Source organism: Streptomyces hamibioticus (genome assembly GCF_047946815.1).
GTDB lineage: Bacteria > Actinomycetota > Actinomycetes > Streptomycetales > Streptomycetaceae > Streptomyces.
On sequence record NZ_JBKKQY010000001.1, the window covers coordinates 7,299,561 to 7,323,294 of the forward strand.

Here is a 23,734-nt window from a genome sequence, read left to right on the forward strand (position 1 = left end):
CTTGCGGTACAAGCCATTCCCAACTCTTGACTCGCTTCCGCCGACACGCGAAAGTCGCTGGGGCTGCCCCCGCGTCGGCGCCCGTGCGCCCGTACCTTCACCCGTTCCGGACCAACGGAGGAAGATGCTGCAACCCCTCATCGTCGGCCTGGGCCGCTCCGGCGCCGGACTGCACCTGAAGGTTCTGGCCCGCGCGAACTCCACGCCGGACGGTCCGTTCTTTTCCGGCCCCTTGATCGCCTGTGATCCACGCCCTGAAGCGGGCCGGGGACTGCGTGGCGTGACCGTCACCTCCTCCATCACGGAAGCCGCCCGGCTGGTCTCACCGCCGTCCACCGTCGTCCACGTCTGCACACCACCATCCAGCCGGGCGCCCGTCCTCACGGAACTCGCCCGGCTCGGCTTCACCCAACTCCTGGTCGAGAAACCGCTGGCGACGGACCGCCGCCAACTCGACGACATCGTCCGGCTGACACGGCGCCACGGTCTGCGCCTCCTGGTCGTCTCCCACTGGCTCGACTCGGATCTCACCCGCAGACTGCGCCTCCTGGTGCGGGAGCGTCCGCTCGGTGGACTGGTGTCGATCTCCGTCACCCAGGACAAGCCGCGCTTCCTCCGGTCGTTGACCACCGACGGCCATCCCACCGCGTTCGACGTGGAGGTCCCGCACTCCCTCGGCGTCGTCCTCGATCTGGCCGGTCCGGCCCGGCTCCTCGACGCCCGCTGGACCGACCTGCGCTGCGGGGACACCGTCCGCCCGCGGATGGGCGGCGCGTGGCTCGCCCTGCGCCACGATTCGGGCGTACGCACAGAGATCTCCTCCGACCTCACCTCGCCCGTCCAACAGCGCAGCCTCACACTCCACTTCGAGCACGGCCGCGCGACCGGGCACTACCCGTTGAGCGAACACGACGACCACACACAGCTGTTGGTCTCGGGAGCCAGACCGCGTCACGGCTCCGGCGAACGCCAGGTGTTCCGGGACGACGCGCTGACCGCCTTCATACGGCGGGCGTACCGGCTCTTCGCAGCGGGCCGGGGCACGGAGTTGTCCCTCCCCTGTGACGTCGTCCGCCTGCTGTGCGAGGCCAAGGACCACTGCCGCGCCCGCGACGACCGCGACACCGCGGACGGACCACCTGTGGAGGACGCCCATGCAAAGTGACCACTCCCGGCCTCCGCTGTCTGGCAACCGGCTCGCGGGAATCGGTGACGAGGCGGCCGTCGGTCTCGACGGACAGATCGCCGCGATCCACCGCCTGAACTGGTCCGCGTTGGAGCTGCGCACCGTGGACGGCACAGCGATGGCCGACCTCGACCCGGTCGCCTTCCGTACGGTGGCCGACCGGCTCCGGGCGGCTCGGATAGACGTGGTGTGCCTGGCCTCCCGCATCGGGAACTGGAACCGGCCCGTCACGGGCTCGTTCGACGACGACCTGGCCGAACTGGAGACGCTGGCGGAACAGTGTGCCGTCCTGGGCTGTCGCTACGTACGGATCATGTCGTACCCCAACGACGGTCTGACGCAGGCCGACTGGGGGCGGCGCGTCCTCGGCCGGATGTCCCGGCTGGCGGCCCGTGCCGAGCAGGCGGGCATCGTCCTCGTCCACGAGAACTGCGCCGGCTGGGCCGGTGAGAGCGCCGATCGCATGGTGCGTCTGGTCGAGGTCACCAGCAGTCCCGCGCTGCGGCTGCTCTTCGACACGGGTAACGGCGTCCCGTACCGCTACGACGCCTACGAGCTGCTGGAAGAACTGCTGCCGTACATCGCTCACGTACACGTCAAAGACGCCGTCCGGACCGCGGGCGGGGTGGTGTACACCCTGCCCGGTGACGGCGAGGCCCGGGTCGCCGCCTGCCTGCGGCTGCTGCGGGAGTCGGGCTACTCCGGTTCGCTGTCCCTCGAACCCCATCTCGCCGTCCGGCCCCATGAAGGGCTGCGCGCTTACGGTGACGCGGCGGCGCTCTTCGTCCGCGCCGGGCAGCGGCTCGGGCGGCTCTGGGAAGGGCCGTCCGCGCCGGACACGGCCGACGGCGCCGCCACCGGGGCGCGGTGATGAGCCTGGGAGCGACGAGGCCCGCAGCCCGCCCCCTGCTCGGTGCCGACGACCACGAACTGCTCCTGACGTTGCTGCGGACACCGACCGTGGGGCCGTTGGAGGCGGGCCCCGACGACGGACCGGCTCAGCTGTGGCAGGCGCAGCGTGCGTACGCCTGCGCGGCGGGGGCCGTCGGCATGCGGGTGGTACATCATGCCGCCCCGTCCGCCGAGTCGGTGCGGCGCGGTGACGTGCCGAGCGTCGTCCGGCTGGCCTCCGACGACTCCGGTTTCCTGGCTGGGCAACCGAGCCTGGTGCTGCGTTTGGGCCCGGACCTGCCGCCCGAATCCACCGTGATGTTCAACGTGCACCTCGACACTGTCTCCGGCCTGGAACCTGTACGGTTCGACGGCTCGCGCTTCACCGGGCGCGGCGCGGTCGACGCCAAGGGACCGGCGGTCGCCCTGCTGGCCGGAGTGCGGGCGGCCATCGCCGGGCACGCCGCGATCGGCCGCGACGTGGGCGTTCTCATGCAGGTGGTCTCCGGTGAGGAGGGCGGCGCGATGGGCACCTTCGGGACGCGGCCCCTGGTCGAGGCGGGGTACTTCGGGCGCCTCAACGTTTTCTGCGAGCCGACCGGTCTGCGCCACCTTCCGCGCTCCACGGCGTCGATGACGGCCTGCGTGACCGTCGATGGTGAGGGGTCGGTCGATGACCGGCCCGACGCGGGGCACAACGCCACGGTGCTACTCGGCTTCCTCGCACAGCATCTGGCCGGAGCACTCGACTCCCGGGCACCGGGCGGCAGGGTGTGTATCGCCGGCCTGCACACCGGAAAGCTGCACAATCGCGTCTACGGCCAGGGGCGGCTGCTGCTCAACATCTCGTACGGGTCCGCCGCGCAGGGTGCCGTGTTCGAGGCGGCGGTGGCCGAAGCGGTCGCCTCCGGAGTCGGGCAGTTCGCCGAACGATTCGCCGACTGCCGGAACTTGGTGCGTACCGCACTCGACGCGACGTCGATCACCCGCCTGGAGTGGGACAAACGCGGGCTGCCCTGTCTGGACAACGCCGACCCGTGGTGCGAGGCGGTCCTGAGCTCGGCGGGGGTGGCCCGCGTGCCGGACAGCGAGCCGGCCTTCACCTGCGATGCCATCTGGATGGACGGTGTTCCCGGCGCTTTCACCACGGTGCTGGGACCCGGCTCCCTCGACGCCAACAACGCCCATGCCGAGGGTGAGTTCGTCGACCTCGCCGATCTGGAAGCGTTCGCGTCCGCGGTGTCCAAGCTGCTCACCGCCTTCGCCGAGCATCAGCAAAGGAGTGCCGTATGACGGTCCCACGACAAGTCGACGCACGGCGGCGGACCGTACTGGTCGATCACGACGACCTGGTCCGCGGCACCGCCGGCCTGTTTGTCGCGCGGGGAGTCCCGTCGCCGCGCGCCACCGCCGCCGCCACGGCCTTGTGCCACGGAGATCTCACCGGGCTCGACTCCCACGGGGTGTTCAACCTCGGCCGCCTGTACCTGCCACTGTTCACCTCCGGCCGCACCGATCCGGCGGCGGAGCCCGAGGTGCTCACCGACCTGGGGGCGTGCGCGGTCCTCGACGCCCGGCGCGCGCTCGGCCTGTGGGCAGCGTCCGAGGCGATGGACTCCGCGGTGGCCCGTGCGCGTCGGCACGGGATCGGCCTGGTGTCGGTCCGCGGCGCGACCCACTTCGGCTGCGCGGGGTTCCACGCGGCCCGCGCCGCCGAGCAGGGCATGATCGGGGTGGTCGCGAGCAACTGTGGAAGTCAGCGCATCGCACGGCCGCCGCGGGGCAGGCTCGCGATGCTCGGCACCAACCCGCTCAGCATCGCCGCGCCCGCGCTCGACGGCCACCCGTTCGTCTTGGACATGAGCACGACGGTGGTGCCGACCGGCCGCATCCGTACGGCGGCCCGTCGCGGCGACGTCGTCCCCGTGGGATGGCTGGAGGATCCGGCCGGGAATCCGGTGACCGACCCGGCCGCGTTCGACCGCGGGGAGGCCTTCCTGCGATGGCTCGGCGGGGACCCGGACACCGGCGCCTACAAGGGGTTCGGTCTGGGTCTCGCCGTCGAACTGCTGGCAGCCGTGCTGCCCGGAGCGGCCGTCGGACCGGCCCCCGCCGCGTTGGGCGGCGACGGCCTGCCGCACGGCCGCGACGACGACATCGGTTTCCTCGCCCTCGCCATCGCCCCGCAGACCCTGCGCCCGGAGGGGGACTTTCGCGGTGCGGTCCGCTCGCTCTTCGGCACTCTGGCGAGCTGCCCACCCGTCGACGAGAGCCACCCCGTTCGGTACCCGGGCTGGTGGGAGGCCGAGCGCGCGCAGGCACGGCGGCGCGACGGCATCCCCCTCCCGACCGCCCTTCACGAGGAGCTCACCGGTCTCGGACTCGTCCTCCCCGTGAAGGGAGCTTCCTAATGCTGTTGTCAAGCGGCAAGCGTGACGGGTGGTGTGACTTCGTAGCACCGTCGGTCACGGATGAGGGCCCACAGAACGTTGACGCGTCGGCGGGCGAGCGCGAGGACGGCCTGGACGTGGCTCTTGCCCTCGGCTCTCTTGCGGTCGTAGAACCGCTTGGAGTTGGGATCGCTCCAGGAGCTGACCAGCGCGGACGTGTAGAAGACGCGTTGGAGGCGCCGGTGGTAGCGCTGCGGGCGCCGCAGGTTGCCGCTGGTCTTGCCGTCGGCGTCCATGGCGACGCAGTGGTGATGGGTCTTACCGCAGTCGATCCCGGCCCATATCCGGCTCATCGTGCTCCCGAAGTCGTTCCTGCCTTGCGTACCACGGACGACCTCGCCGGCATTGCCCTACACAGCGATCTTGTCGCACTTCCTAATCGGCGGCCGAGTCGTCGTGGGGAGCAGGGCGGCCAAGCCTCCGGAGCCACGAACAACGGCAGCCAGTCTGAGGGCCGCACCCCGCCCCCCTGGGTGCCACAACCTTACGAATGGCTGCGGTTCACCCGTGAGTTGAAAGGTAGGGCCGTCTGATGTCGCACCGCCGCGTGGGCGTCGTAGGGCTCGGCGTCATCTCGAAGTACTACCTGGCCGCGATCGGCCGGCTTCCGCACTGGGACCTGGCGGCCGTGTGCGACGTACGGGCGGCGGCGCTCGACCCGTACCGCGGCCGTGTCCCCTGCTACGGCGACCACCGTTCGATGCTGGCGGATGCGGAGCTCGACGCCGTCGTCGTCACCGTGCCGAACGACGCCCACGCCGAGGTGTGCCGGGACGCCCTGCTGGCCCGCGTGCCGGTCTGCGTCGAGAAGCCGCTCGCCCTCTCCCCGGCCCGAGCGCGCGGCCTCGGCCTACTCGCCGACGAGCGGGGGACCGTGCTCTTCACCGCGTTCCACCGCCGCTACAACGACGACGTGCTCGCCCTGCGACGGCGGCTGCCCGCCGGGGTCCGGATCGCGTCGGTACGGGTCCGCTACCTCGAACGGATCGAGGAGCACGTCGGATCGGACGCCTGGTACCTCAATCCCCGTCGCTGCGGCGGCGGATGCGTGGCCGACAACGGCCCCAACGCCTTCGACCTCGTACGGCGGTTCCTCGGGGACGTCGAGGTGACCGACTCACTGATCCACCGTGATGGCGAAGGTGTCGACCGGCAGGCGGTGATTACGCTGAGGGCCGCGGGAGAGGGCAGTGCCCGGGTCGAACTCGACTGGTCGTACCCCGGCGAGGTCAAGGACATCGAGGTGCGGCTGGAGGACGGCACGGTGCTGTACGCGGACATGCTGGCGCGCCACCCGGGGTTCAAGTCGTCGCTGTGGCACGAGTATGCGGGCATCCTCGATGCCTTCGCAGACTCCCTGAGGGACGGGACGCACGAGGACGGCGGCCTCGCCGCAGCGGAGTTGGTGGCGGCGAGCTACCGCGGGGAACGGGCCGCGACGACCGTTGGGGAGGCGCCGTGACCGGCCAGGACGAGGACGGCGCCAAGCGATCCGTGCGTGGCGTCCTGGTGAAGACGCTGCTCCACCGCAGGACCGACCGCGGTATGTCCCTCGAACCGTACGCGAGCCGATGTGTGCGGCGCGGTGAGGTGCACGAGCTGGTCACCACCGATCACCGGGAGACTGCTCCCGGCTTCCGTATCGACCGCGTGGGATTCCTCGGCTTCGCCGAGATGAGCTGCGCTGGGGTGATCGACCGCGGTGACGGGTTCTGGATCGGCGACACGCGTGTCGGTACGGTGCTGGGGTTCGACGCCTGCCACTTTCCCAACCACTACAACATCCTCATCAGCACCGGCCGGCTCCTCACCGGATGCGATCTGCGACTGCGGCCGGAGCTCCCGGTCCGCTTCACCCCGGCCTCGGCGCCACATCCCCCGAACGGCTCCGGCCTTCGAGAGGCGCCGGCCTGTTGAAAAGACCCCGGGTCCCGAAGAAGGCCCGGAGTCCGGAAGAGAGCTCCAAGGCCCCGGAGAGGACTCCGGGGCCTTGGAGAGGTTCACGTCCCGGCGAAAGTCCGGCCCGGCCACGCGGCCGGAGCAGCGGAGCACGGTACGGCCGGTGGTCTCCGCGGGGCGGGTACCACCGGCCGTGACGCTTTACCGCGTCAACCGGGTCTTCAGCCCAGCAGTTCGACGTCCAGACGACCGAAGTGGTAGTCCCTGACCGCGGCGAGCAGTTCGTTGAGCGACAGTTCACCGTCGCCGTTGGTGTCCACCTGGGTGAACGCCTCCCGGGCCTCCGAGCGGTTCACGCCGATCCCGGCCATCCAGGCCTCGAACTCCTCCGCGTTGATCTTGCCGTCGGCGTTCTTGTCGCAGATGCCGATGATGGCCTTCACCACGGGGCCGAGAGCGCGGTTGAAGTTCGCCTCGCCCCCCTGGTAGATCAGGTTCCCGGTGACGCGCAGGAAGGCGTCCTGGGAGATGGCGCCTCCGCTGGGGACTCCGGCCTCCCGGGCCAGGTAGTTGTACAGGGAGTCGAAGGCGTCCCGCAGTGCCTGCACCTCCCGTGCGTCGGGTGCCTTGCCGAAGGCGTGGGCGATCTTTGCCGCCTCCTCCGTGAAGTCCTCCCGTTCGAGTTGTCCGTCGGCGTCCGCGTCCCACTTCTGGAAACGCTTCAGCAGTCGGTCGTTCGCGAGGGCAGTAGTCATGCGTCTGCACTCCTTTCTTTTCCGATTCACCGGCAGACTCACGACGCCGAATCCCGTTTCGGCGCCGTCTCGCGCGGGCTTCCAGGGACACGGAAGTCCGACGCAAGCTTGTGAGGCCCCGACGCGTCACGGGAAAGCGGGGCCGGAATTGTTTTCAGAGCAGGGTCACGCGGGTCCCCGCCGTTTTTCCCCGTGTGTCCAGCAGGGCACATCCGGAGCGGGCCAGCATGGCCGGGTCATAGGGGGAATGGTCCTGGAGGAGGATGGCCAGATCAGCGTCGGCCAGGGCGTCGGGCAGACAGGTCACCCGCCGCAGAGCCACACCGTCCACGACGAATTCCGGTACGTACGGGTCGTGGTAGACAACCTCCGCCCCCCGGTCCCGCAGGCGCCGTGTGACGGGTGCCGCCGGTGACTCCCTCGTGTCGGCGACATCCGGCTTGTACGCCACCCCGAGCAGCAGGACGCGCGCCTCGCGGCCCGGCGTTCGAAGTCCGTCGAGCAGAGCGGCCGCCCGGTCCGCCACGTGCACGGGCATCCGCGTGTTGACGTGTTGGGCTGCGGACACCATCCGGAGCGGGAAGCCCTCGCTCTCGGCCTTGGCCGCCAGGTAGTGGGGATCGACCGGAATGCAGTGCCCGCCCACCCCGGCGCCCGGGCTGAACGACGCGAATCCGAAGGGTTTGGTCGCGGCGCAGTGCAACACGTCCCAGACGTCGATGCCGACGCGGTCGCAGAACAGCGCAATCTCGTTGACGAGCGCGATGTTCACATACCGGTATGTGTTCTCCAGCAGTTTGGCCATCTCGGCCTCGCGGGTGCCTCGCGAGACCACCAGCGTGTCCACGAACCGGCTGTAGAAGGCGATGGCGTGTTTGGTGCACAGCGCGGTGCAACCACTCACGATCTTCGGGGTGTTGCCAATGCCGTACACCGGGTTCGCCGGGTCGACCCGCTCCGGCGAGTACGAGAGGTGGAAGTCCGCACCGGCCCGCAGGCCGCTGTCCCGCTCCAGGATCGGCCGTACGACCTCCTCGGTCGTACCAGGATGGCTCGTGGATTCCAGGACGACCAGTGTTCCCGGACGCAGCCGGGCCGCGACGCTGCGCGATGCTGCCCGTACGGCGGCGAGGTCGGGCTTGCGGTCCTCAGAGAAGCCGGTGGGCACGCAGATCACGACCGTGCCGGCGTGGCCGATCACCGACGGATCGGTCGTGGCGCGGAACCCTGCCGCCAGCATGTCGGCGACGTCCGAGTCGCGGACGTCGCCGACATGCGAACGCCCTGCGGTCAGCCCAGCCACCACGGATGCGGAGACGTCGTATCCGACGGTCGACAGACCCGCCGCGCACGCCTGCCGCGCCAGCGGCAGCCCAACGTACCCGAGGCCCACCACCACGAGTTCGATGTCCATGCCGGTCGGTGGCTGGGGCATCAGACGGAGAAGCTGCCGCTGCCGGGGGCGACGTGCGACCCGTGTCCCGGCTCCACCGTCAGGCCCGGCGTCAGACAGAACGGATCCGCGTGGATGCGGACGGGCGCGTCGGTGCGGTTGGTGAGCACGTGGGCTGCGACCGGCAGCTTGTAGCAGCCGGGAGCGGGGTCCGGGTACACCGTGAGCGGGACGGTCTCCAACTCGAAGACGACGACTTCACCTGTGGCAGCCTGTGCGGGAACGGCGGTGGCACCCAGGGCGAGAACTGCCGCCGCCAGGGCGATTACCGTTGAACAGATTCGACGCAACTGATTTCCCCTCCCGAGAAATTGCTTCTCTCGTAGCGTCTCCACTCATCGACTCGTCTAATGTCCGCGCCGCGTGAATACACTCGAATCAGCGATTCGCAAGCAGCTAATCGTACAAATAAAATCCCTTTTCGATCACCACTTCCGTTTCCGGCGATTCTCAATTCTCGCCAGCATCACCGGCAACATTCATTTTCCGTCCACACGCCGAGTTTTTCTCGTACTTCATGATCGTCAGCGCTCTCGAGGGCGATGGCGAACTGACAGGGCTTACGCGGACGCCTACCGGGTGGGTTGAGCGTGGGCCAGGAGGAACACGTTCGCCTGTGCGATGGCCTCCGCGGAGATGTTGTGGACGGCCTCGGACTCCACTTCCTGATGGTCCGCGGCGGTGGCGGTGTACCCCCAGGCGCCGGCGTCCGGGGCATCGGGACAACCCTGTTGGGTCCCTGTTCGGAACCTTCGGAGGCACCTAGATCTCACGTGTCCCCGAGGCATACGCCCTCGTCAGCTTTACGTCGAGTTGGATCACGTGATCCCGGTCGCGGAATTCGGGGATAGGTTGCCGAAAATCTGCGTGACCTCTTTCCAACCTGGCTGACAGTGAACGCTTCTCATCCTGAGCGCCAGATGATCTCGATGGCGTGAATGGCAGCGACCGTGCGACCGATGCGGTTGGTGCTGCACCGGGCCTTGCGGAGGATCCGCCATTGCTTGAGGCGGGCGAAGGCGCGTACGCCCGGTGCTCGCAGCCGGGCGTGGTCCCGGTTGTACTGCCGGTAGTGCTCGGGAAGCTCGTGGTGGCGGTAATAGGGAGTGCGGACGGTGGCGCCGGCCCCCTGGTAGGCGCGGTCGGCCAGGACGAGGAGCTGACGGGACAGACAGGCGTGGATCACACCGTGTGCACGGGCGGCTGTCAGGTCGTGGGTGCGGCCGGGCAGAGCACGGGAGAACCACAGGGGTGTTCCGTCCGGAGCGGCCACGGCCTGCACGTTCATTCCGTGGCGGCGGTGCTTCATCGAGTAGTACGGCTGGTCCGCCGCGATGCGGTCGGTGGTGATCAGGGTGCCGTCGAGGATGACGAACCCCTCCGGAGGCGGCTCGCGCAGGGCCTCGTGCAGGCTTGGGGCGCGCTCGGCGAGGAGGTCGATCGTCTCGCTCACGTACCGGCCGGCGGTGGCGGTGGAGACGCCGAACCCCGCGGCGACCTGGGCCAGAGTCTCGTTCTTGCGCAGGTGCACCAGGACGAGCAGGGCCTGCCGGAAGCAGCTCAGCCTGCGCCAGCGGGAGTTCAGCTCACACCTTCGGGCGTAGATCAGCCAGGAAACATGCTCAACGACCTTGAGTGGGACGTCGAGCATGGCACGATACGGGACCAACAGGGCTCCTGCGTCGAGACGTTGGCGAGTGAGATCACCAGCCGAAACGACCAGGAGCCCTGCCACGTCACGGGCCCTGACCGCCAGCCGTCGTCACCCGCGAACCACAGGATGAGAAGCGTTCAGTAGCGGAGACGGGTAAGGGCTGTCCCGTAACTGCTGGTCACGGGTGAGATGATCTTGCTGTGTCTGGTGTGATCAAGGCGTCGGAGCCTTCTTGGATAGCCCCGTTCACCGGGTTGAGCCCGCGTCAGTTCGGCAAGCTGATCACCGCTCTGCGGCGTGAGGGAGCGGACCCGGTGCGCAAGGGCCGGCCCTGGAGCCTGCCGCTGGAGGACCGCGTGCTCCTGGTCGCCGCGTACTGGCGGACGAACCTGACCTTGCGCCAACTGGCACCGCTGTTCGGGGTGTCCAAGTCTGCCGCCGACCGCATCATCGGCCACCTCGGGCCCTCGCTCGCGCTGCAGCAGCGCAAGCGGTTCCGCAAGGACACCGTGCTGATCGTCGACGGAACCCCGGTCCCCACCGCGACCACACCATCGCCGAGCAGTCCAAGAACTACCGGTACTCCACCAACCACCAGGTCGTCATCGACGCCGACACCCGCCTCGTCGTCGCCGTCGGTCGACCGGTCGCCGGCAACCGGAACGACTGCAAGGCGTGGGAGCTGTCCGGCGCGAAAGACGCCGTCGGTAAGACTACGGTCATCGCGGACGGCGGCTACCGGGGTACCGGCCTGGTCATCCCGCACCGCCGCGAGAAAGGCCAGGCCGAGCTCCCGGACTGGAAGGAGGCGCACAACGCCTCCCACCGCAGAGTGCGTGCCCGCGTGGAGCACGTCTTCGCCCGGATGAAGGGCGGCCTGGGTGATCGACGACGTGTCGGTGCCCAAGGACGGAAGAATGTCGGTCGCCGTGGCCCCGCAGTACTGCGGCGCTTTGGGCAAGCAGGCCAACTGCCAGGTCGCGGTCAGCGTGCACGCGGTCTCCGACGCGGCCTCGTGCCCGCTGAACTGGCGGCTGTTCCTGCCCAAGGAGTGGGCCAGAGACACCGTCCGGCGGCGGCGGACCGGCGTTCCGGAAGACGTCGGGCACCGGGAGAAGTTGCGGCTGGCCCTGGACGCCCTGGATGAACTGACCACATGGCATCTGGTGCCGCCGGTCGTGGTGGCGGATGCCGGCTACGGCCAGAACACCGACTTCCGTGCCGCCCTGGCCGAACGGGAGATCCCGTACGTGGTCGGCATCCGCGGCGATCTGACCGTCCAGCCTCATGAAGCGGTCCCCACTTCTCCCGCCTGGTCCGGCACCGGCCGACGGCCGGTTCCCCGTTACCGGCAGCCATCGGTGCCGGTGGCGGAACTGGCAGCAGCCGCCGGACGGGAAGCCTTCACGGAGGCGACCTGGCGGGAAGGCTCACGCGGTCCGATGACCTCGCGCTTCCTCACCATGCAGGTCCGTCCCGCAGGGACACGCCCGCGCCGGCTGGCCCAGGCGGCGGCGGTGGCCGAGCACGGTCGGTGGGACGGCGTGCTGCCCCAGGCACGGCTGCTGGCCGAATGGCCCGACGGCCAGGACGAACCGACCCGGTTCTGGCTGTCCGACCTACCCGACGACACCCCGATCGCCGACCTGGTCCGGCTGGCAAAGATCCGCTGGCGCATCGAGCACGACTACCGCGAACTCAAACACGGCCTGGGCCTGGACCACTTCGAAGGCCGTTCCTGGCCGGGCTGGCACCACCACACCACCCTGGTCACCGCCGCCCGCGCGTTCCTCACCGAGCAGCGGCTGGCCCCAAAAGCCGACACACCGGGCTCACCCTCTACCAGATCCTCGACACCCTCCAGGACCTGCTGAACTGCTGGACCGGCACCTGCACCACCTGCCACCAACCCCTGCCCAGCAGGACCACACCAAGATCAAGACAGACCTAACGGAGTCCTACTAGGGAGCGTCTCCGGTTGTGATCAAGAGCCCTGCGTGACCTGTGAGGGGGCGCAGGGCCGAGGCGAGAAGCACAATCAATCGGAAAAGATCATGTTTTACACTTTTCCGGATTCTGATTGAGTTCTACCCTCATGTACAGATGGCGGGCGATGGCCGGCCAGCCGACCACCGCTGCCAGTAACGAGCGGAGGCGGAGATGAAAGCGTCGATACGGCGGTCCGCGATCTTCGCAAGCGCGGCTGCTCTCGTGATAGCCGTCTGCGGTACGACGGGCACTGCCCAGGCCGAGCCGGGCGATGGTGAGCTCCAGTTCGGCTACGTCCTGCCGGAGACGGGACAGCTGGCCTACCTCGGCCCACCCCAGATCGAGTCGCTGAAGTTCGCGATACAGAAGATCAACGACGCCGGCGGAGTTCTGGGGAAGCCGGTGCCGAATGTGGTCTCCAGTGACGAGGCGGGTCAGGAGGCCGTTGCCGCCCAGTCGGCGGGCCGGGTCCTCGCGGCAGGCGTGGACGCGATCATCGGCGCCGCGGCTTCCGGGATGTCGCTGGCGTTCATCGACCGGGTGACCGGAGCGGGCGTCGTGCAGTGTTCGGGGTCGAACACCGCTCCCACCTTCACCGACTACGAGGACGACGGCTTCTACTTCCGTACCGTCCCGAGTGACGCGTTGCAGGGGCCCATCCTGGCGGACGTCGTTCGCGACGACGGCCACAACCGGGTCGCCCTGGTCGCACGGGCGGACGACTACGGGCGCGGCCTGATGGATGCCACCCGGAAGTCGCTGGAGGACCGCGGCGCGACGGTGACGCTCGCCGAGACCTACGACCCGAAGGCGACCAACTTCGACCAGGTCGTCCAGCAGATAGATAACTCCAGGCCGGACGCCGCCGTGGTCATCGCCTTCGAGGAAGGCACCCAAATCCTCCAGGGCATGCTCGAGTCCGGACTCGGACCCGACCGGATCGGCGTCTACGGCGCCGACGGACTGCGCAGCGAGGAACTGCCGTCGCTGGTGTCCCCGGGCCAGCCGGAGAGGCTCTCCGGGATGAAGGGGACCGCGCCGGCATCGGCGGAGAACGAGCAGTACGTGAAGGATCTCAAGGAATTCGCGCCGGACCTGAAGGAGCTCCAGTTCGCACCGCAGGTGTTCGACTGCGTGACGACGATCGCGCTCGCCGCCGAGAAGGCGCAGTCCGACGATCCTCGCGAGTACGTGAAGGAGATGAACGGGATCACCAGGGACGGCGAGAAGTGCAACTCGTTCGCCGCCTGCAAGGAGCTGCTCGCCGACGGCAGGGACATCGACTACGACGGTGTGAGCGGTCCGCTCGAGTTCACCGACAAGGGCGAACCCCGACAGGCGACGATCGAGGTCTACGGCTACAACGACGAGGCACAGCTGGAGACCCTGCGTACCGAGACCAGCAGGGGCGTGGAGTGACCGGGAGGACCGACAGCGGAAGTCAACGGACGCGGGCGAGCGTGCCGAGGTAGAGCTCGATCACCTTCTCGTCGTGCAGCAGGGCCGTACCCGTACCGGTGTACGCGTTGCGGCCCTGGTCGAGGACGTAGCCGCGGTCGCAGAGCTGAAGGCACCTGCGGGCGTTCTGCTCGACCATGAGCATGGCGACGCCCGCGCTGTTGATCACCTTGCACCGGTCGAAGACGTGGTCCTGATGGACCGGTGACAGGCCGGCCGACGGCTCGTCGAGCAGCAGCAGTTGCGGCTCCATCATCAGCGCGCGGGCCATCGCTAGCATCTGGCGTTCGCCGCCGGACATCGCACCGGCCTTCTGCCTGCGGCGGTCGGCCAGCACGGGGAAGAGCTCCTCGACCGCCGCGACCCGCCGCGCGTGGTCCTTGGGCCGCAGATACACGCCCATCCGCAGGTTCTCCTCGACGGTCAGCGTGGGGAACACGTTCTGCAGCTGCGGTACGTAGCCCACCCCCCGCCGGACCACTTCGTGCGCGGGCCGGCCGGTCACGTCCTCGCCGCGCAGCCGCACCGTCCCGCCGCGCACGCGCAGCAGCCCGAAGACGGCCTTGACCAGCGTCGACTTTCCGGCGCCGTTGGGGCCGATCACGCCGACCACCTCGCCCGGCCGCACCTCGACGCTGCATCCGCGCAGCACGTCGACACCGGGGACGTAACCGGCGACGATGTCGTCGGCCGCCAGCACCGGTGCCTGTTCCTCGGCTGACATCGCTACTCCTCCTTCTCCTCGGTCGCCTCCGGCTCGTCGTGCCGTTTGCCCAGGTACGCGTCCACGACGGCGGCGTTCCGGCCGACCGTGTGCGGTGGGCCCTCGGCCACCAGGCGGCCGTCGGCCATGACGGCCACCCAGTCGCTGATGCCCATCACCACGTCCATGTCGTGCTCGACGAAGCACACCGTGAGCCCCTCGTCGCGCAGCTGCGTGATGTGTCCGAGCAGCGACTGGGTCAGCGCGGGGTTCACCCCGGCCATCGGCTCGTCGAGCAGGAGCATGACGGGCCGGGCCATCAGCGCCCGGGCCAGTTCCAGCAGTTTGCGCTGACCACCGGAGAGCGTGCCGGCATGGTCGTCGCGCAGGGGCCCGAGCCGGAACCGGTCCAGCAGTTCATCGGCCCGGCGCTCGGACTCCCGCTCCTGCCCGCGCCACAGGGGGCGCAGCAGCGCGGGCAGCGCCCGCTCGCCGCGTTGCCCGGGCGCGGCGAGCAGCATGTTCTCCAGCACGGTGAGCCGGGCGAGCGTCCTGGTGAGCTGGAACGTACGGACCATTCCGCGCCGCGCCACCCGGTGCGCCGGGGATCCGGTGAGCGGCTGTCCGTCGAACGACCACCGGCCGCCGTCGGCCCGGTCGAACCCGCTCACCACGTTGAACAACGTGGTTTTGCCCGCGCCATTGGGCCCGATGAGCGCCGTGATGGCCCCGCGCTGCACCTCCAGGTGCTCGACCCGCACGGCGACGAGGCCGCCGAAGGTACGGGTCACCTGGTCCAGGACCAGCAGGGGGTCGGGCTTGCGCACCCCCGGCTCGGGATCGACCGCGGAGAGCCGGCCCGGGTGGGATTCGACAGGTTCAGCGGCCACTGAGCAGCATCTCCTTCCTGCTGCCGAGGATCCCCTGCGGCCTGAACGCGACCAGCAGGATCAGGGTGATCCCGACCAGGGCGAAGCGCACCGCGCCGACCTCCGACGTGCTGATGAGGTCCGGAGAGATGTACTCGGCTTCGATGGCCTGGCGGAGCGCGCTGTCGAGGAAGCTGAGGACGAACCAGAACAGGATCGCGCCGACGACCGGCCCGAGGATCCGTCCGGCACCTCCGAGGACGAGCAGCGTGTACAGGAAGAACGTGACGCCCGGGTCGTAGTTGTCCGGATTCACGGACTGCACCTGAATCGCCTGCACCATGCCCGCGACCGCCCCGATGACGCCGCCGAGCACGAGGCTCTGCATCTTGTACGCGTAGACGTTCTTGCCGAGGCTGCGCGCGGCGACCTCGTCCTCACGGATCGACCGGATGACACGGCCCCAGGGGCTGTGGATCAGCAGGGCCAGCAGACCGCCGATCACCAGCACCAGCGCCCATCCGACGATCATCACCCAGAGGTCGCGGGAGCTGAACCGCACGAGCCACACACCGTAGGTGCCGGGCTCGATGGGGTTGAGCGCGTAGAAGTCGTTCGCGAACCTCTGGAGCCCGAACACCCCACCGGTGACCGGCTCGGCCCAGTTGGAGCGGTAGAACAGCCGTAGTGTCTCCCCCGCCGCGATCGTGGTGATGGCGAGGTAGTCGGCGCGCAGCCGCAGGGTGGGCAGGCCGAGGAGCAGTGCCAGCACGATCGCGCAGGCCATTCCGCCGAGGACGCCGAGCCACATCGGGCCGTCGTACGTCGACACCGTGATGGCGAGCCCGTAGCCGCCGACCAGCATGAAACCGACCTGGCCGAAGTTGAGGAGCCCCGTGTAGCCGAAATGCAGGTTCAGCCCCATCGCGGCGAGCGCGTAGACGGCGGCGATGGGGCCGATTCCCGAGCGCAGGGCGTCGGTGACGATGGCGGAGAAGTCCATGGCGCACCCCCTCACCCGACGCGTTCGGCCCGGCCGAGGATGCCCTGCGGCCGGACGAGGAGGACGAGGATGAGGACGATCAGCGCCCAGGCGTACTGCAGGTCGACCGGGAACCACAGGGTGGACGTCTGGGCGACGATGCCGATGACGAGGCTGCCGACCATGGCACCGTAGGCGGTGCCGAGCCCTCCCAGGATGACCCCGGCGAACATGAGCAGCAGGAGCTTGAAGCCCATGTCCCAGGTGACGATCTCGACCAGGCCGAAGAAGACCCCGCCGAGCGCGGCCAGACCACCGCCGAGCATCCACACGAACAGCACCACCCGCTGTACGTCGATGCCCGACGCCTCCGCGAGGTCACGGTTGGCGGAGACGGCCCGGACAGCCGTGCCGATCCGCGTCTTCTGCAGGAGCGCGGCGACGCCGAGCAGCACCAGCACGGCGAGCAGGGTGACGGTGAGGTCCCGTGGGGTGATGCCGGCCGGCCCCAGGTCGATCGTGCTCTGGATGTCGTACTGCGCGTAGGAGGCGGGCCGGGTTCCGTACAGCACGAGGACGACGTGGCGCAGCACGAGAGAGAGCCCGATGGTGACGATGAACATGTTGATCAGCCCGGTGCCCCGAGCACGCAGCGGGCGCCAGATGCCCCGATCGACGGCCCCGCCCAGCAGGGCTCCGAAGACCACCGCGGCGAGGGCGGCGGGGATCAGGTGCCAGCCCGGGCCGGCCGGGGAGACGTTGAGGAAGAACGCGAAGGTGGCGCCGATCGTCACGAACTCACCGTGCGCGAAGTTGATCAGGTGGATGGTGCCGAAGATCAGCGAGAGCCCGACCGATGTGATCGCGATGATCACCCCGAACTGGATACCGTCGATCAGCGCCTGAAGAGCGCGGGCGGCGAAGGTGGGGCCGCGCGGAACTTCCCCACCCTGTGCCCGGGCGGAGATCGCGGGCACCGTCACGAGGACCAGGGCGAGGGCCGGTACGAGCAGCCGCTGATAGCGCACGACAGTTCCGGTACGTCACGAACGTCCCTTATGGGCTCAGTGTAAGCGCAGGTCCGGGCGGTGACACGGGCGGTGCGCCCAGTCTGTGCCCAAGGAAGCGGAGGATGCGGGATAGACGACAGCGGGGACCTCGCCAGTGCGTACAGCGACGACAGTGTGCTCTTCCGAGTGCTGCGGCACCTCGGCTGGGACAGCCTGGCCAACATCGGCTACTTCACGCCGCCCACCCTGCCGTTCGCGGCCCTGACCGGACCGGTGCCCTTTCAGCGCCGTCTGGTCCGCCGGTCGCTTGCGCTGCTGGTCGCCCGGCCCGGACAGCTCGTCCTGGACGCCGGATGCGGTCGCGGCGACACGACGGCGCGGTTGGGTGCCGCGGGGTGCCGGGCGCTGGGGGTGGACATCCAGGCCGCGCAGATCGACCAGGCACGTCGCCGCTTCGGCGGCCTTTCCGGCGTACGTTTCGCCGTCGCCGACGCCACGGCTCTGCCGCGGCGGGCGGCGGAGATCCCGCTGACGGATGGTTCGTTCGACCGAGTGCACTGCCTGGAGGCCGCCTTCCACTTCGGCCATGGGGTCTTTCCCGAGGTGCTCTGGCCGGACTTCCGGGCCCCCGACTTCCTCGCCTGCCTGCACACCTACGGGCGCCGCGACCGCCGCTTCGGCGGCGTGCCGCCCCGGACGGACGGAGACGCATCATGACCACCGAAACCACGACCACAGCCGCCGAGACGCCTCTGTTCGGCCCGGAGTCCCAGTTCAGCGCCTTCTTCGACGACCCGCGCTGGGCGCTGGCCATGATCCGCGCCACGGTGCTGGAGGCCGCTCATCCGCAGATCGGCGCCGCCCTCGTCGACAACTCCACCTTCATCGCTCACCCCTGGCGCCGGCTGCGCAACACCTTCCTCAGCATGCGGCGCATGTTCGGCACCGACCCCGCGGTACGCGAACGGGAGGCCGCCCGGCTCAACCGGCTGCACGCCCGCATGAGCGGCTCCGACTCCCGCGGCCGCGCCTACGACGCGATGGACCGGGCGACCCGGGCCTGGGTGGTCGTCACCCTCTTCGAGAGCGCGGTCACCATGTGCCGGCTGAGCGGCCAGCCGCTCGACCAGGACACGATGGAGCGGATGTACGCCGAGTACCGCGTGTTCCTCGCCGCGCTCGACCGCGATGCCGCAAAACTTCCCGAGGACCTGAACGACTTCTGGCGGTACTTCGACCGGGTCGTCGAGGACGAGCTGGAGAACACCGAGGCGGCCCGTGTCATCCTCTACCGGCTCTTCGACCACCTGCCCGCCCCGGCGCTGCTCAACGGGGCACCGACACTGTGGGCGGCCGGCCGCGCCGTCGCCGGTCCGCTGCTGGGCGCGATCACCGTCGCCTCGCTCCCCGAGGCGTACCGGCGCCGGGCCGGCCTGCCCGAGATGCCCGGCGCCCCGACCCTCATGCAGGGCGCCTACCTCGCCGCCGGGCTCGCCCGCTTCCTGCCCGAGGGCTGGATCAACGCCGAAAGCATCATCGAGGTCCTCTCCCTCTCGCCCGACAGCGACGACCCCCGCGCCCGGACCGTGGCCGCCCTGAGCTCCCGTATGAAGCGGGCATCGGCCCTGCTCCGCCTCCTCACGCCACTGGGCGGCGACAACACCGACCCGGAGCCGGCACCTTCGCCGGGCGCGGCGGAGGGCCGACGCTCGGCGGGAGATTTCTTCCGCCGAGTACTGGACCAGACCGGCGACGGCCACCTCGACTGGCCCGACCTCGCCGCGATGGCCCGCGAACTCTCCACCTGCCTGGACCTGGACGAACCCGAGGAGACCCGGCTCTATGACGCCTTTGCGGCCTGGTGGCGCGAGCTCCAGGCCGCCCTCGACACCGACGGCGACGGCCGCGTCAGCGCCGACGAATACGCCGCCGCCGTCCCCTCCCTCGCCGGACCCGCGCTCATCCGCGTCGCCGAGGTCCTCTTCGACGCCACCGACAAGGACGGCAGCGGAACCATCGACGCGGACGAGTACCGGGCCCTCTTCCGCACCGCCTTCCACCGCGACCTCACCACCACCGACGGCACCTACGGCAAAAGCGCCTTCGTGGGCGACTTCCTCTCCTTCATGGCGGGACGCCGCACGAGCACCCCTTACGACCCTCTCCTCGCCGACGCCTAAGACCGTGTCCTACGTGGTGAGGCGGATGAGTCGCTTGTAGCAGCAGAGGGCGGCGGCAAGACCGAGGAAGCCCAGGTAGTTGTGGGGATCGCATTCGTAGCGGGGCTGAGGCGGCGGTAGCCGGACAGCCAGGACATCGTCCGCTCGATGACCCATCGACGGCGCCCCAATCTCTCGCCGGACTCGATGCCTTTGCGGGCGATCCGTACGCCGATCCGCTTGCCTCGCAGCCATGTGCGCAGGTCGGCCCGGTCGTAGGCTTTGTCGGCGTGGAGGCGCTGGGGCTTGAAGTGGCGGCCGCGGTGGGGGTCGTGTCTCGTTTGGTGACCCTCCACCATCGGCTTGAGCCCTTCGCTGTCGTGGACGTTGCCGGCGGAGACGCCGACAAGGCGGGGCAGGCCGTTCGCGTCCGACAGGATGTGCATCTTGGAACCCGGCTTGCCCCGGCCCACGGGGCTCGGACCTGTGTGTTCGCCTCCTTTTTGGCCCTGACGTGGGCGGTGTCGAGGATGAGGTGGAACCACCCGCTGGAACAGCTCCCACAACTCATCTGGCACCAGACGTTCAACGATCCCCACAAGGCCAGACTACCCAACAGCCCAAATGAGATGAGGTCTTAGTACTCCAGCAGCGGATCGTGCCCTGAGCTGCGTTTTCGGTAGTGGCAGCTGCGGGCGACGGCCTGGCGGCGTCTTCTCCAGGCCGACCATTTCAGTGGGTGGGTGATGGGATCGTGGTCGGCCCGTGGGCGGGGCAGGAGAGCGTCCAGGAGTCGCCGTATCTCTGCCACGGTGAGCGGGATGAGGGCTGATCCGTTTCTGCAGCCCCCTTTGCGGCCTCGCCGGCCTGGGCGGCGAGTGCGGTCAGGACGGTATGGGTGAGCATCGCCAGGGTGATGTGCCGATACCAGCCGGGATAGCGGCGGACCTCGTACTCGTCCAGGCCGCACTCGTTCTTCGCGGCCTGGAAACACTCCTCGATCGCCCAGCGGGAGCCGGCGATGCGGGCCGGCTCGGCGATCTCGACACCCACGGGCGCGTAGGCCAGATAGTAGGCGAGTTCGCCGGGGTCGGACAGGCTCCGGCGGGCCATGACCCACCGGTGATGGATTGGCGGGTCGGGGTCGAAGACGATGTTGGGGGGCAGCTTGGCCCCGGCCCAGTCGTAGATCCGCGGGCCCTTGGCGCCGTCACCGCAGGACAGCCGCTGCCAGGCAACACCGGGTGCCTCCTCGATGAGCTCATCGATGCGCCAGATGCCTGCCAGGGACTTGATCTGCTGCGACTTGGGCACCGCCACCACATAGCCGACGTCGAGTTGTTCGAGCAGGCGGCGGAAGTGCCAGTCCTGCCCATAGGCCTCGTCCGCGGTGACCCAGGCGGCGGGCAGGCCGGCGGCCAGGCAGCGGCGGACGATGTCCCGGGCCGGCTCTCCCTTGGTCGCGAAGCCGCGTTCGTCGGGGATCTTCGCCGCCCGGCACCGCTGCCGGTCGGACGTCCAGGCTTTGGGCAGGTAGAGCTCCCGGTCCACCAGGGCCCGGCCCGCACTGGTGGCGTAGGCGGCGAACACCCCGATCTGGCAGTTGTCGATCTTTCCCGAGGTGCCGGTGTACTGCCGGCCGACCCCGGCCGAAGTGGTGCCCTTCTTGACGAACCCGGTGTCGTCAATGATCAGCACCCCGCCCGTTCCGAGCCGTTCGGCGACGTAGGCACGGACGTCGTCACGCAGGGCATCCGCGTCCCAGACGCTGCTGTTCAGCAGCCGTTGAAAGCCGTCGGGGGTGCGGTGGCCTGCCCATTCCGCGAGCTGCCAGCCGTTCTTGCGTGTCGCCCGCCCCAGCAGACCGCGGACGTAGTCCCGCATCCGCCACCGCAGATCTGCCCGAGCGAACCGGCCCGCCACCCTGGCAAACACCGACTCCGACTCGTCAGCCCAGCAACCGACTTCAGTCATGCCCTCCATGCCAGGACAGCGACAACCGCCGGCTCAGGGCACGATCCGCTGCTGGAGTACTAAACCAATGCCACCCAGGCCTAGTTGACACACGATACCCTCACGAATGTCACGTCCCGCTCACCTATAGAAGCCCCCTTTCCTCTACGCTTCCCCTCCGTGCCGCGCGCAGAACCCGGCCGTCCGGCACGGAGCACCCGCGCGGCCAGAGCCTGTGGGGGTTATCGGTCATGAGCCGTGTGAAGAGAGCGTTACAGCATGCCACCGTCGTCCTGGCAACGGTCCTCGGCCTGCTGGCCATGCCGTTCGGGCCGGGCGCGTCGCAGGAGGCGCAGGCCGCGACGAGCTCGGGGAAGATCTACGTCGACGACGAGCTCTTCGGCATCGCCAACTTCAACTCCGGCCTGCACTACTTCCATCACCACGCGGACTCCGATCCCGACCGGCACAACTTCTTCCAGATCATGGACATGTGCAACGACGGGGCGAGCCTCTCCCTCAGCTGGTCCGGTGATGACGTGGGGGATGGTGAGTGGCGCCAGGACGACTGCACCGGCTTCCTGCCCTTCCGTACGTATGTCGTCGAGACCGACTACAAGTGGCGGTCGGAAATGGCCGCCATGGCCTGGAGCATGAATGCCTACGCCGCCGACGGTGACCGCCTGGGCGGCACCGGTGTGCAGAGCGACTGGGCCGGCTCCTTCTCACGGGACGGCGACGATCTGTACTGGTACTCCAGCGTCTACGAGGAGGCGTACTCGTCGACCAGGGACTCCGTGGTCCTCACGGTGATCCCGACGGACAAGGCTCTGGGCGTCCACCTCCCCGGCACCGTCGACGCGTACACCGAGCAGATCTGGAACCGCGCCACGGAGAGGACCCCGCTCCCCGCCTCCGTCTCCGCGGACGAGCGGGAGTCGATGTACAAGCAGCTGTGGTGCCACGTGCAGTTCAACGCCAACGGTCTCGCGGGCGGCCACACCTGGGACCTGGAGGCGGCGCACCCGAACGTCAGCTGGGAACGGGTGAGCAACGACATCGTGGACCACGGGTGCAACTGGGGCACCCGAGGTGACGGCGGCTGGTGGAGCATCCCGCCCACCGACCCTGGTGCCCCGGAGGACATGGAGCCCATGGTGGACGCCGGCATCGACGTGTCCGTCGACGAGGGGTCGCCGGTCACCCTCAAGGGCACGGCGGCCGACGACAACGGCACCCCCGCCACCACCTGGAAGTTCGCCCCCGGGGACGACGTGGACGAGGGCGCGACCTGCACCTTCGGCGACGCGTCCGCCCCTCGCACCACCCTCACCTGCACCGACGACGGCACGTACACCGCGACCCTCACTGCCGACGACGGCGTCAACTCCCCTGTCTCCGACTCCGCCACCGTCACGGTCCGCAACGTCGCCCCGACCCTGAAGGTGGCTGCTCCCGCCGACTGGGACGTCCACCGCGTGAACTCCGACGTCGAGGTGAAGGCGTCGTTCACCGACCCCGGCAGCAACGACAGCCACACCTGCAAGGTGACGTGGGACGACGGCACCACCTCCGCCTTCCCCGCCAAGGACGGCGCCTGCGACACCACCCACGTCTACGACCACGCCGGAATGGACACGCTCACCGTCGAGGTGACCGACGACGACGGCGGCAAGGACGACAGCGAGCACATGGTCGTGGTCTACGACCCCCGGGCCGGCCTGGTCAGCGGAATCGGAACGCTCGCCGACGGCGCCGGCTACGGCATCGTCGCGAAGTACCCGACGACCCGCTCCACCGTGCCGGCCGGGACGGTGACCCTGGCCGTCCCCACAGAGGACGGGAAGCGGGCCCTGGTATCCACCCACCTCGACTGGCTGGTGATCACCCCCGAGGGCAAGGTCGCCGTCAAGGGCCGCTCGGCCACCCACGGCTTCGTCGGATACCTGGAGAAGGACGCCTTCCGGGGCGTCGTCTGGCCGCTGTCCGAGGGGCCGAACCCGCCCGGGAAGCCGCTCTACGACAGCACTCCGGGAGCGGACTGGGACGTGGACAAGGCAGCTCCGCAGCCGCTGCGTACCGGCCTCACGGTGATCGACACCGGCTGGATCCCGGGCCTGCCGGTCCTCTCCGGCGGCCTCCTCGGGGGCCTCGGCTCCACGCTCGCCTCAGTCATCGACGGCCTGCCCACGCTCGGGGCGGACGTGTCAACGACGGGCGGCGGCACGGTCTGACCCGTTCCAGACCGGCGACGGGACGGTGTGTCGGTCGGGCTCCGTGCCCCACCGACACACCTCGGCGCCCCTGCTCCGAGTTCGGCGAT

The 23,734-nt window shown here is 69.3% G+C and carries 18 protein-coding genes and 6 pseudogenes; 13 read left to right on the forward strand and 11 right to left on the reverse strand.

Translation table 11 applies throughout. From position 1 onward, the window contains the following. Positions 1-124 precede the first annotated feature (124 nt). The 4 genes from ACLGIH_RS33450 to ACLGIH_RS33465 are packed head-to-tail and all read left to right on the forward strand — an operon-like array spanning position 125 to position 4,488. Positions 125-1,165 carry a Gfo/Idh/MocA family oxidoreductase gene (locus tag ACLGIH_RS33450; protein WP_416529009.1) on the forward strand — a complete coding sequence of 347 codons (1,041 nt, stop codon included), beginning with the start codon at positions 125-127 and terminating at the stop codon, positions 1,163-1,165. Continuing rightward, a complete protein-coding gene (locus tag ACLGIH_RS33455; RefSeq protein ID WP_416529010.1) occupies positions 1,155-2,057 on the forward strand; it encodes a sugar phosphate isomerase/epimerase family protein in 903 nt (300 codons plus the stop codon). The genes ACLGIH_RS33450 and ACLGIH_RS33455 overlap by 11 nt, the downstream gene beginning before the upstream one ends. Beyond that, positions 2,057-3,370 carry a M20/M25/M40 family metallo-hydrolase gene (locus ACLGIH_RS33460; RefSeq protein WP_416529011.1) on the forward strand — a complete coding sequence of 438 codons (1,314 nt, stop codon included), beginning with the start codon at positions 2,057-2,059 and terminating at the stop codon, positions 3,368-3,370. The genes ACLGIH_RS33455 and ACLGIH_RS33460 overlap by 1 nt, the downstream gene beginning before the upstream one ends. Then, entirely contained in the window at positions 3,367-4,488 is a 1,122-nt protein-coding gene (locus ACLGIH_RS33465) for an Ldh family oxidoreductase (RefSeq protein ID WP_416529012.1), read from the forward strand. Before ACLGIH_RS33460 ends, ACLGIH_RS33465 begins: the two co-directional genes overlap by 4 nt. Positions 4,489-4,496: 8 nt before the next feature. Here ACLGIH_RS33465 and ACLGIH_RS33470 read toward each other — a convergent pair. Continuing rightward, a pseudogene (locus ACLGIH_RS33470) lies at positions 4,497-4,751 on the reverse strand (IS110 family transposase); the annotation flags it as partial. A gap of 308 nt (positions 4,752-5,059) precedes the next feature. On the opposite strand from ACLGIH_RS33470, the gene ACLGIH_RS33475 reads away from it, so the two are divergent. Further along, the gene (locus ACLGIH_RS33475; protein WP_416529013.1) at positions 5,060-5,989 is read left to right on the forward strand and encodes a Gfo/Idh/MocA family protein; all 930 of its coding nucleotides are present in this window, start codon (positions 5,060-5,062) and stop codon (positions 5,987-5,989) included. Then, the gene (locus ACLGIH_RS33480; RefSeq protein WP_416529014.1) at positions 5,986-6,444 is read left to right on the forward strand and encodes a DUF6917 domain-containing protein; all 459 of its coding nucleotides are present in this window, start codon (positions 5,986-5,988) and stop codon (positions 6,442-6,444) included. The genes ACLGIH_RS33475 and ACLGIH_RS33480 overlap by 4 nt, the downstream gene beginning before the upstream one ends. A 203-nt stretch (positions 6,445-6,647) precedes the next feature. On the opposite strand, the gene ACLGIH_RS33485 is transcribed toward ACLGIH_RS33480, so the two are convergent. The 4 genes from ACLGIH_RS33485 to ACLGIH_RS33500 all read right to left on the reverse strand — a co-directional run bounded on the left by ACLGIH_RS33485 (position 6,648) and on the right by ACLGIH_RS33500 (position 10,285). Further along, a complete protein-coding gene (locus tag ACLGIH_RS33485) occupies positions 6,648-7,181 on the reverse strand; it encodes an EF-hand domain-containing protein (protein WP_416529015.1) in 534 nt (177 codons plus the stop codon). Positions 7,182-7,335: 154 nt separating this feature from the next. Continuing rightward, positions 7,336-8,595: a nucleotide sugar dehydrogenase gene (locus ACLGIH_RS33490; protein ID WP_416529555.1), complete on the reverse strand. Its 1,260-nt coding sequence runs from the start codon at positions 8,593-8,595 to the stop codon at positions 7,336-7,338. A gap of 20 nt (positions 8,596-8,615) precedes the next feature. Then, the gene (locus tag ACLGIH_RS33495; protein ID WP_416529016.1) at positions 8,616-8,816 is read right to left on the reverse strand and encodes a hypothetical protein; all 201 of its coding nucleotides are present in this window, start codon (positions 8,814-8,816) and stop codon (positions 8,616-8,618) included. A 722-nt stretch (positions 8,817-9,538) separates the two neighbouring features. Then, positions 9,539-10,285 carry a transposase family protein gene (locus tag ACLGIH_RS33500; RefSeq protein ID WP_416529017.1) on the reverse strand — a complete coding sequence of 249 codons (747 nt, stop codon included), beginning with the start codon at positions 10,283-10,285 and terminating at the stop codon, positions 9,539-9,541. Between the two features lie 203 nt (positions 10,286-10,488). Between ACLGIH_RS33500 and ACLGIH_RS33505 the strand changes: the two are divergent. The 3 genes and pseudogenes from ACLGIH_RS33505 to ACLGIH_RS33515 all read left to right on the forward strand — a co-directional run. Further along, positions 10,489-11,159: pseudogene (locus ACLGIH_RS33505) on the forward strand (transposase); the annotation flags it as partial. 4 nt (positions 11,160-11,163) lie between these two features. After that, positions 11,164-12,162 (forward strand): annotated as a pseudogene (locus tag ACLGIH_RS33510) (IS701 family transposase); the annotation flags it as partial. 286 nt (positions 12,163-12,448) lie between these two features. Beyond that, complete coding sequence (locus ACLGIH_RS33515) at positions 12,449-13,696, forward strand: ABC transporter substrate-binding protein (protein ID WP_416529018.1); 1,248 nt, start codon at positions 12,449-12,451, stop codon at positions 13,694-13,696. 22 nt (positions 13,697-13,718) lie between these two features. On the opposite strand, the gene ACLGIH_RS33520 is transcribed toward ACLGIH_RS33515, so the two are convergent. From ACLGIH_RS33520 to ACLGIH_RS33535, 4 genes are read right to left on the reverse strand one after another with little or no spacing between them, the layout of a single operon-like run. Then, a complete protein-coding gene (locus ACLGIH_RS33520) occupies positions 13,719-14,459 on the reverse strand; it encodes an ABC transporter ATP-binding protein (protein ID WP_416529019.1) in 741 nt (246 codons plus the stop codon). Between the two features lie 2 nt (positions 14,460-14,461). After that, positions 14,462-15,328: an ABC transporter ATP-binding protein gene (locus ACLGIH_RS33525; protein ID WP_416529020.1), complete on the reverse strand. Its 867-nt coding sequence runs from the start codon at positions 15,326-15,328 to the stop codon at positions 14,462-14,464. Beyond that, a complete protein-coding gene (locus ACLGIH_RS33530) occupies positions 15,318-16,310 on the reverse strand; it encodes a branched-chain amino acid ABC transporter permease (RefSeq protein ID WP_416529021.1) in 993 nt (330 codons plus the stop codon). Before ACLGIH_RS33530 ends, ACLGIH_RS33525 begins: the two co-directional genes overlap by 11 nt. Before the next feature lie 11 nt (positions 16,311-16,321). Beyond that, positions 16,322-17,317 carry a branched-chain amino acid ABC transporter permease gene (locus tag ACLGIH_RS33535; protein ID WP_416529022.1) on the reverse strand — a complete coding sequence of 332 codons (996 nt, stop codon included), beginning with the start codon at positions 17,315-17,317 and terminating at the stop codon, positions 16,322-16,324. 255 nt (positions 17,318-17,572) lie between these two features. Here ACLGIH_RS33535 and ACLGIH_RS33540 point away from each other — a divergent pair. The 3 genes and pseudogenes from ACLGIH_RS33540 to ACLGIH_RS33550 form a co-directional block, all read left to right on the forward strand. Beyond that, a pseudogene (locus tag ACLGIH_RS33540) lies at positions 17,573-17,869 on the forward strand (class I SAM-dependent methyltransferase); the annotation flags it as partial. Between the two features lie 9 nt (positions 17,870-17,878). Next, a pseudogene (locus ACLGIH_RS33545) lies at positions 17,879-18,016 on the forward strand (undecaprenyl diphosphate synthase family protein); the annotation flags it as partial. Then, positions 18,013-19,479, forward strand: coding sequence for an oxygenase MpaB family protein (locus ACLGIH_RS33550; protein ID WP_416529023.1), 1,467 nt, complete (start codon positions 18,013-18,015; stop codon positions 19,477-19,479). The pseudogene ACLGIH_RS33545 and the gene ACLGIH_RS33550, both read left to right, overlap by 4 nt. Positions 19,480-19,488: 9 nt before the next feature. On the opposite strand, the pseudogene ACLGIH_RS33555 reads toward ACLGIH_RS33550, so the two are convergent. Together ACLGIH_RS33555 and ACLGIH_RS33560 are read right to left on the reverse strand one after the other, a co-directional pair. Beyond that, positions 19,489-19,993, reverse strand: a pseudogene (locus tag ACLGIH_RS33555) (IS5 family transposase); the annotation flags it as partial. Positions 19,994-20,190: 197 nt separating this feature from the next. Beyond that, complete coding sequence (locus ACLGIH_RS33560) at positions 20,191-21,441, reverse strand: IS701 family transposase (protein WP_416529024.1); 1,251 nt, start codon at positions 21,439-21,441, stop codon at positions 20,191-20,193. A 230-nt stretch (positions 21,442-21,671) separates the two neighbouring features. Between ACLGIH_RS33560 and ACLGIH_RS33565 the strand changes: the two genes are divergently transcribed. Further along, a complete protein-coding gene (locus tag ACLGIH_RS33565; RefSeq protein ID WP_416529025.1) occupies positions 21,672-23,645 on the forward strand; it encodes a DUF2599 domain-containing protein in 1,974 nt (657 codons plus the stop codon). The last annotated feature ends 89 nt before the right edge of the window (positions 23,646-23,734 follow it).

Coding starts and splice junctions, on each gene's coding strand:
- ACLGIH_RS33450 (WP_416529009.1), top strand. CDS start 125: ATGCTGCAACCCCTCATCGTCGGCCTGGGCCGCTCCGGCGCCGGACTG.
- ACLGIH_RS33455 (WP_416529010.1), top strand. CDS start 1,155: ATGCAAAGTGACCACTCCCGGCCTCCGCTGTCTGGCAACCGGCTCGCG.
- ACLGIH_RS33460 (WP_416529011.1), top strand. CDS start 2,057: ATGAGCCTGGGAGCGACGAGGCCCGCAGCCCGCCCCCTGCTCGGTGCC.
- ACLGIH_RS33465 (WP_416529012.1), top strand. CDS start 3,367: ATGACGGTCCCACGACAAGTCGACGCACGGCGGCGGACCGTACTGGTC.
- ACLGIH_RS33475 (WP_416529013.1), top strand. CDS start 5,060: ATGTCGCACCGCCGCGTGGGCGTCGTAGGGCTCGGCGTCATCTCGAAG.
- ACLGIH_RS33485 (WP_416529015.1), bottom strand. CDS start 7,181: ATGACTACTGCCCTCGCGAACGACCGACTGCTGAAGCGTTTCCAGAAG.
- ACLGIH_RS33490 (WP_416529555.1), bottom strand. CDS start 8,595: ATGGACATCGAACTCGTGGTGGTGGGCCTCGGGTACGTTGGGCTGCCG.
- ACLGIH_RS33500 (WP_416529017.1), bottom strand. CDS start 10,285: ATGCTCGACGTCCCACTCAAGGTCGTTGAGCATGTTTCCTGGCTGATC.
- ACLGIH_RS33515 (WP_416529018.1), top strand. CDS start 12,449: ATGAAAGCGTCGATACGGCGGTCCGCGATCTTCGCAAGCGCGGCTGCT.
- ACLGIH_RS33520 (WP_416529019.1), bottom strand. CDS start 14,459: ATGTCAGCCGAGGAACAGGCACCGGTGCTGGCGGCCGACGACATCGTC.
- ACLGIH_RS33530 (WP_416529021.1), bottom strand. CDS start 16,310: ATGGACTTCTCCGCCATCGTCACCGACGCCCTGCGCTCGGGAATCGGC.
- ACLGIH_RS33550 (WP_416529023.1), top strand. CDS start 18,013: ATGACCACCGAAACCACGACCACAGCCGCCGAGACGCCTCTGTTCGGC.
- ACLGIH_RS33560 (WP_416529024.1), bottom strand. CDS start 21,441: ATGGAGGGCATGACTGAAGTCGGTTGCTGGGCTGACGAGTCGGAGTCG.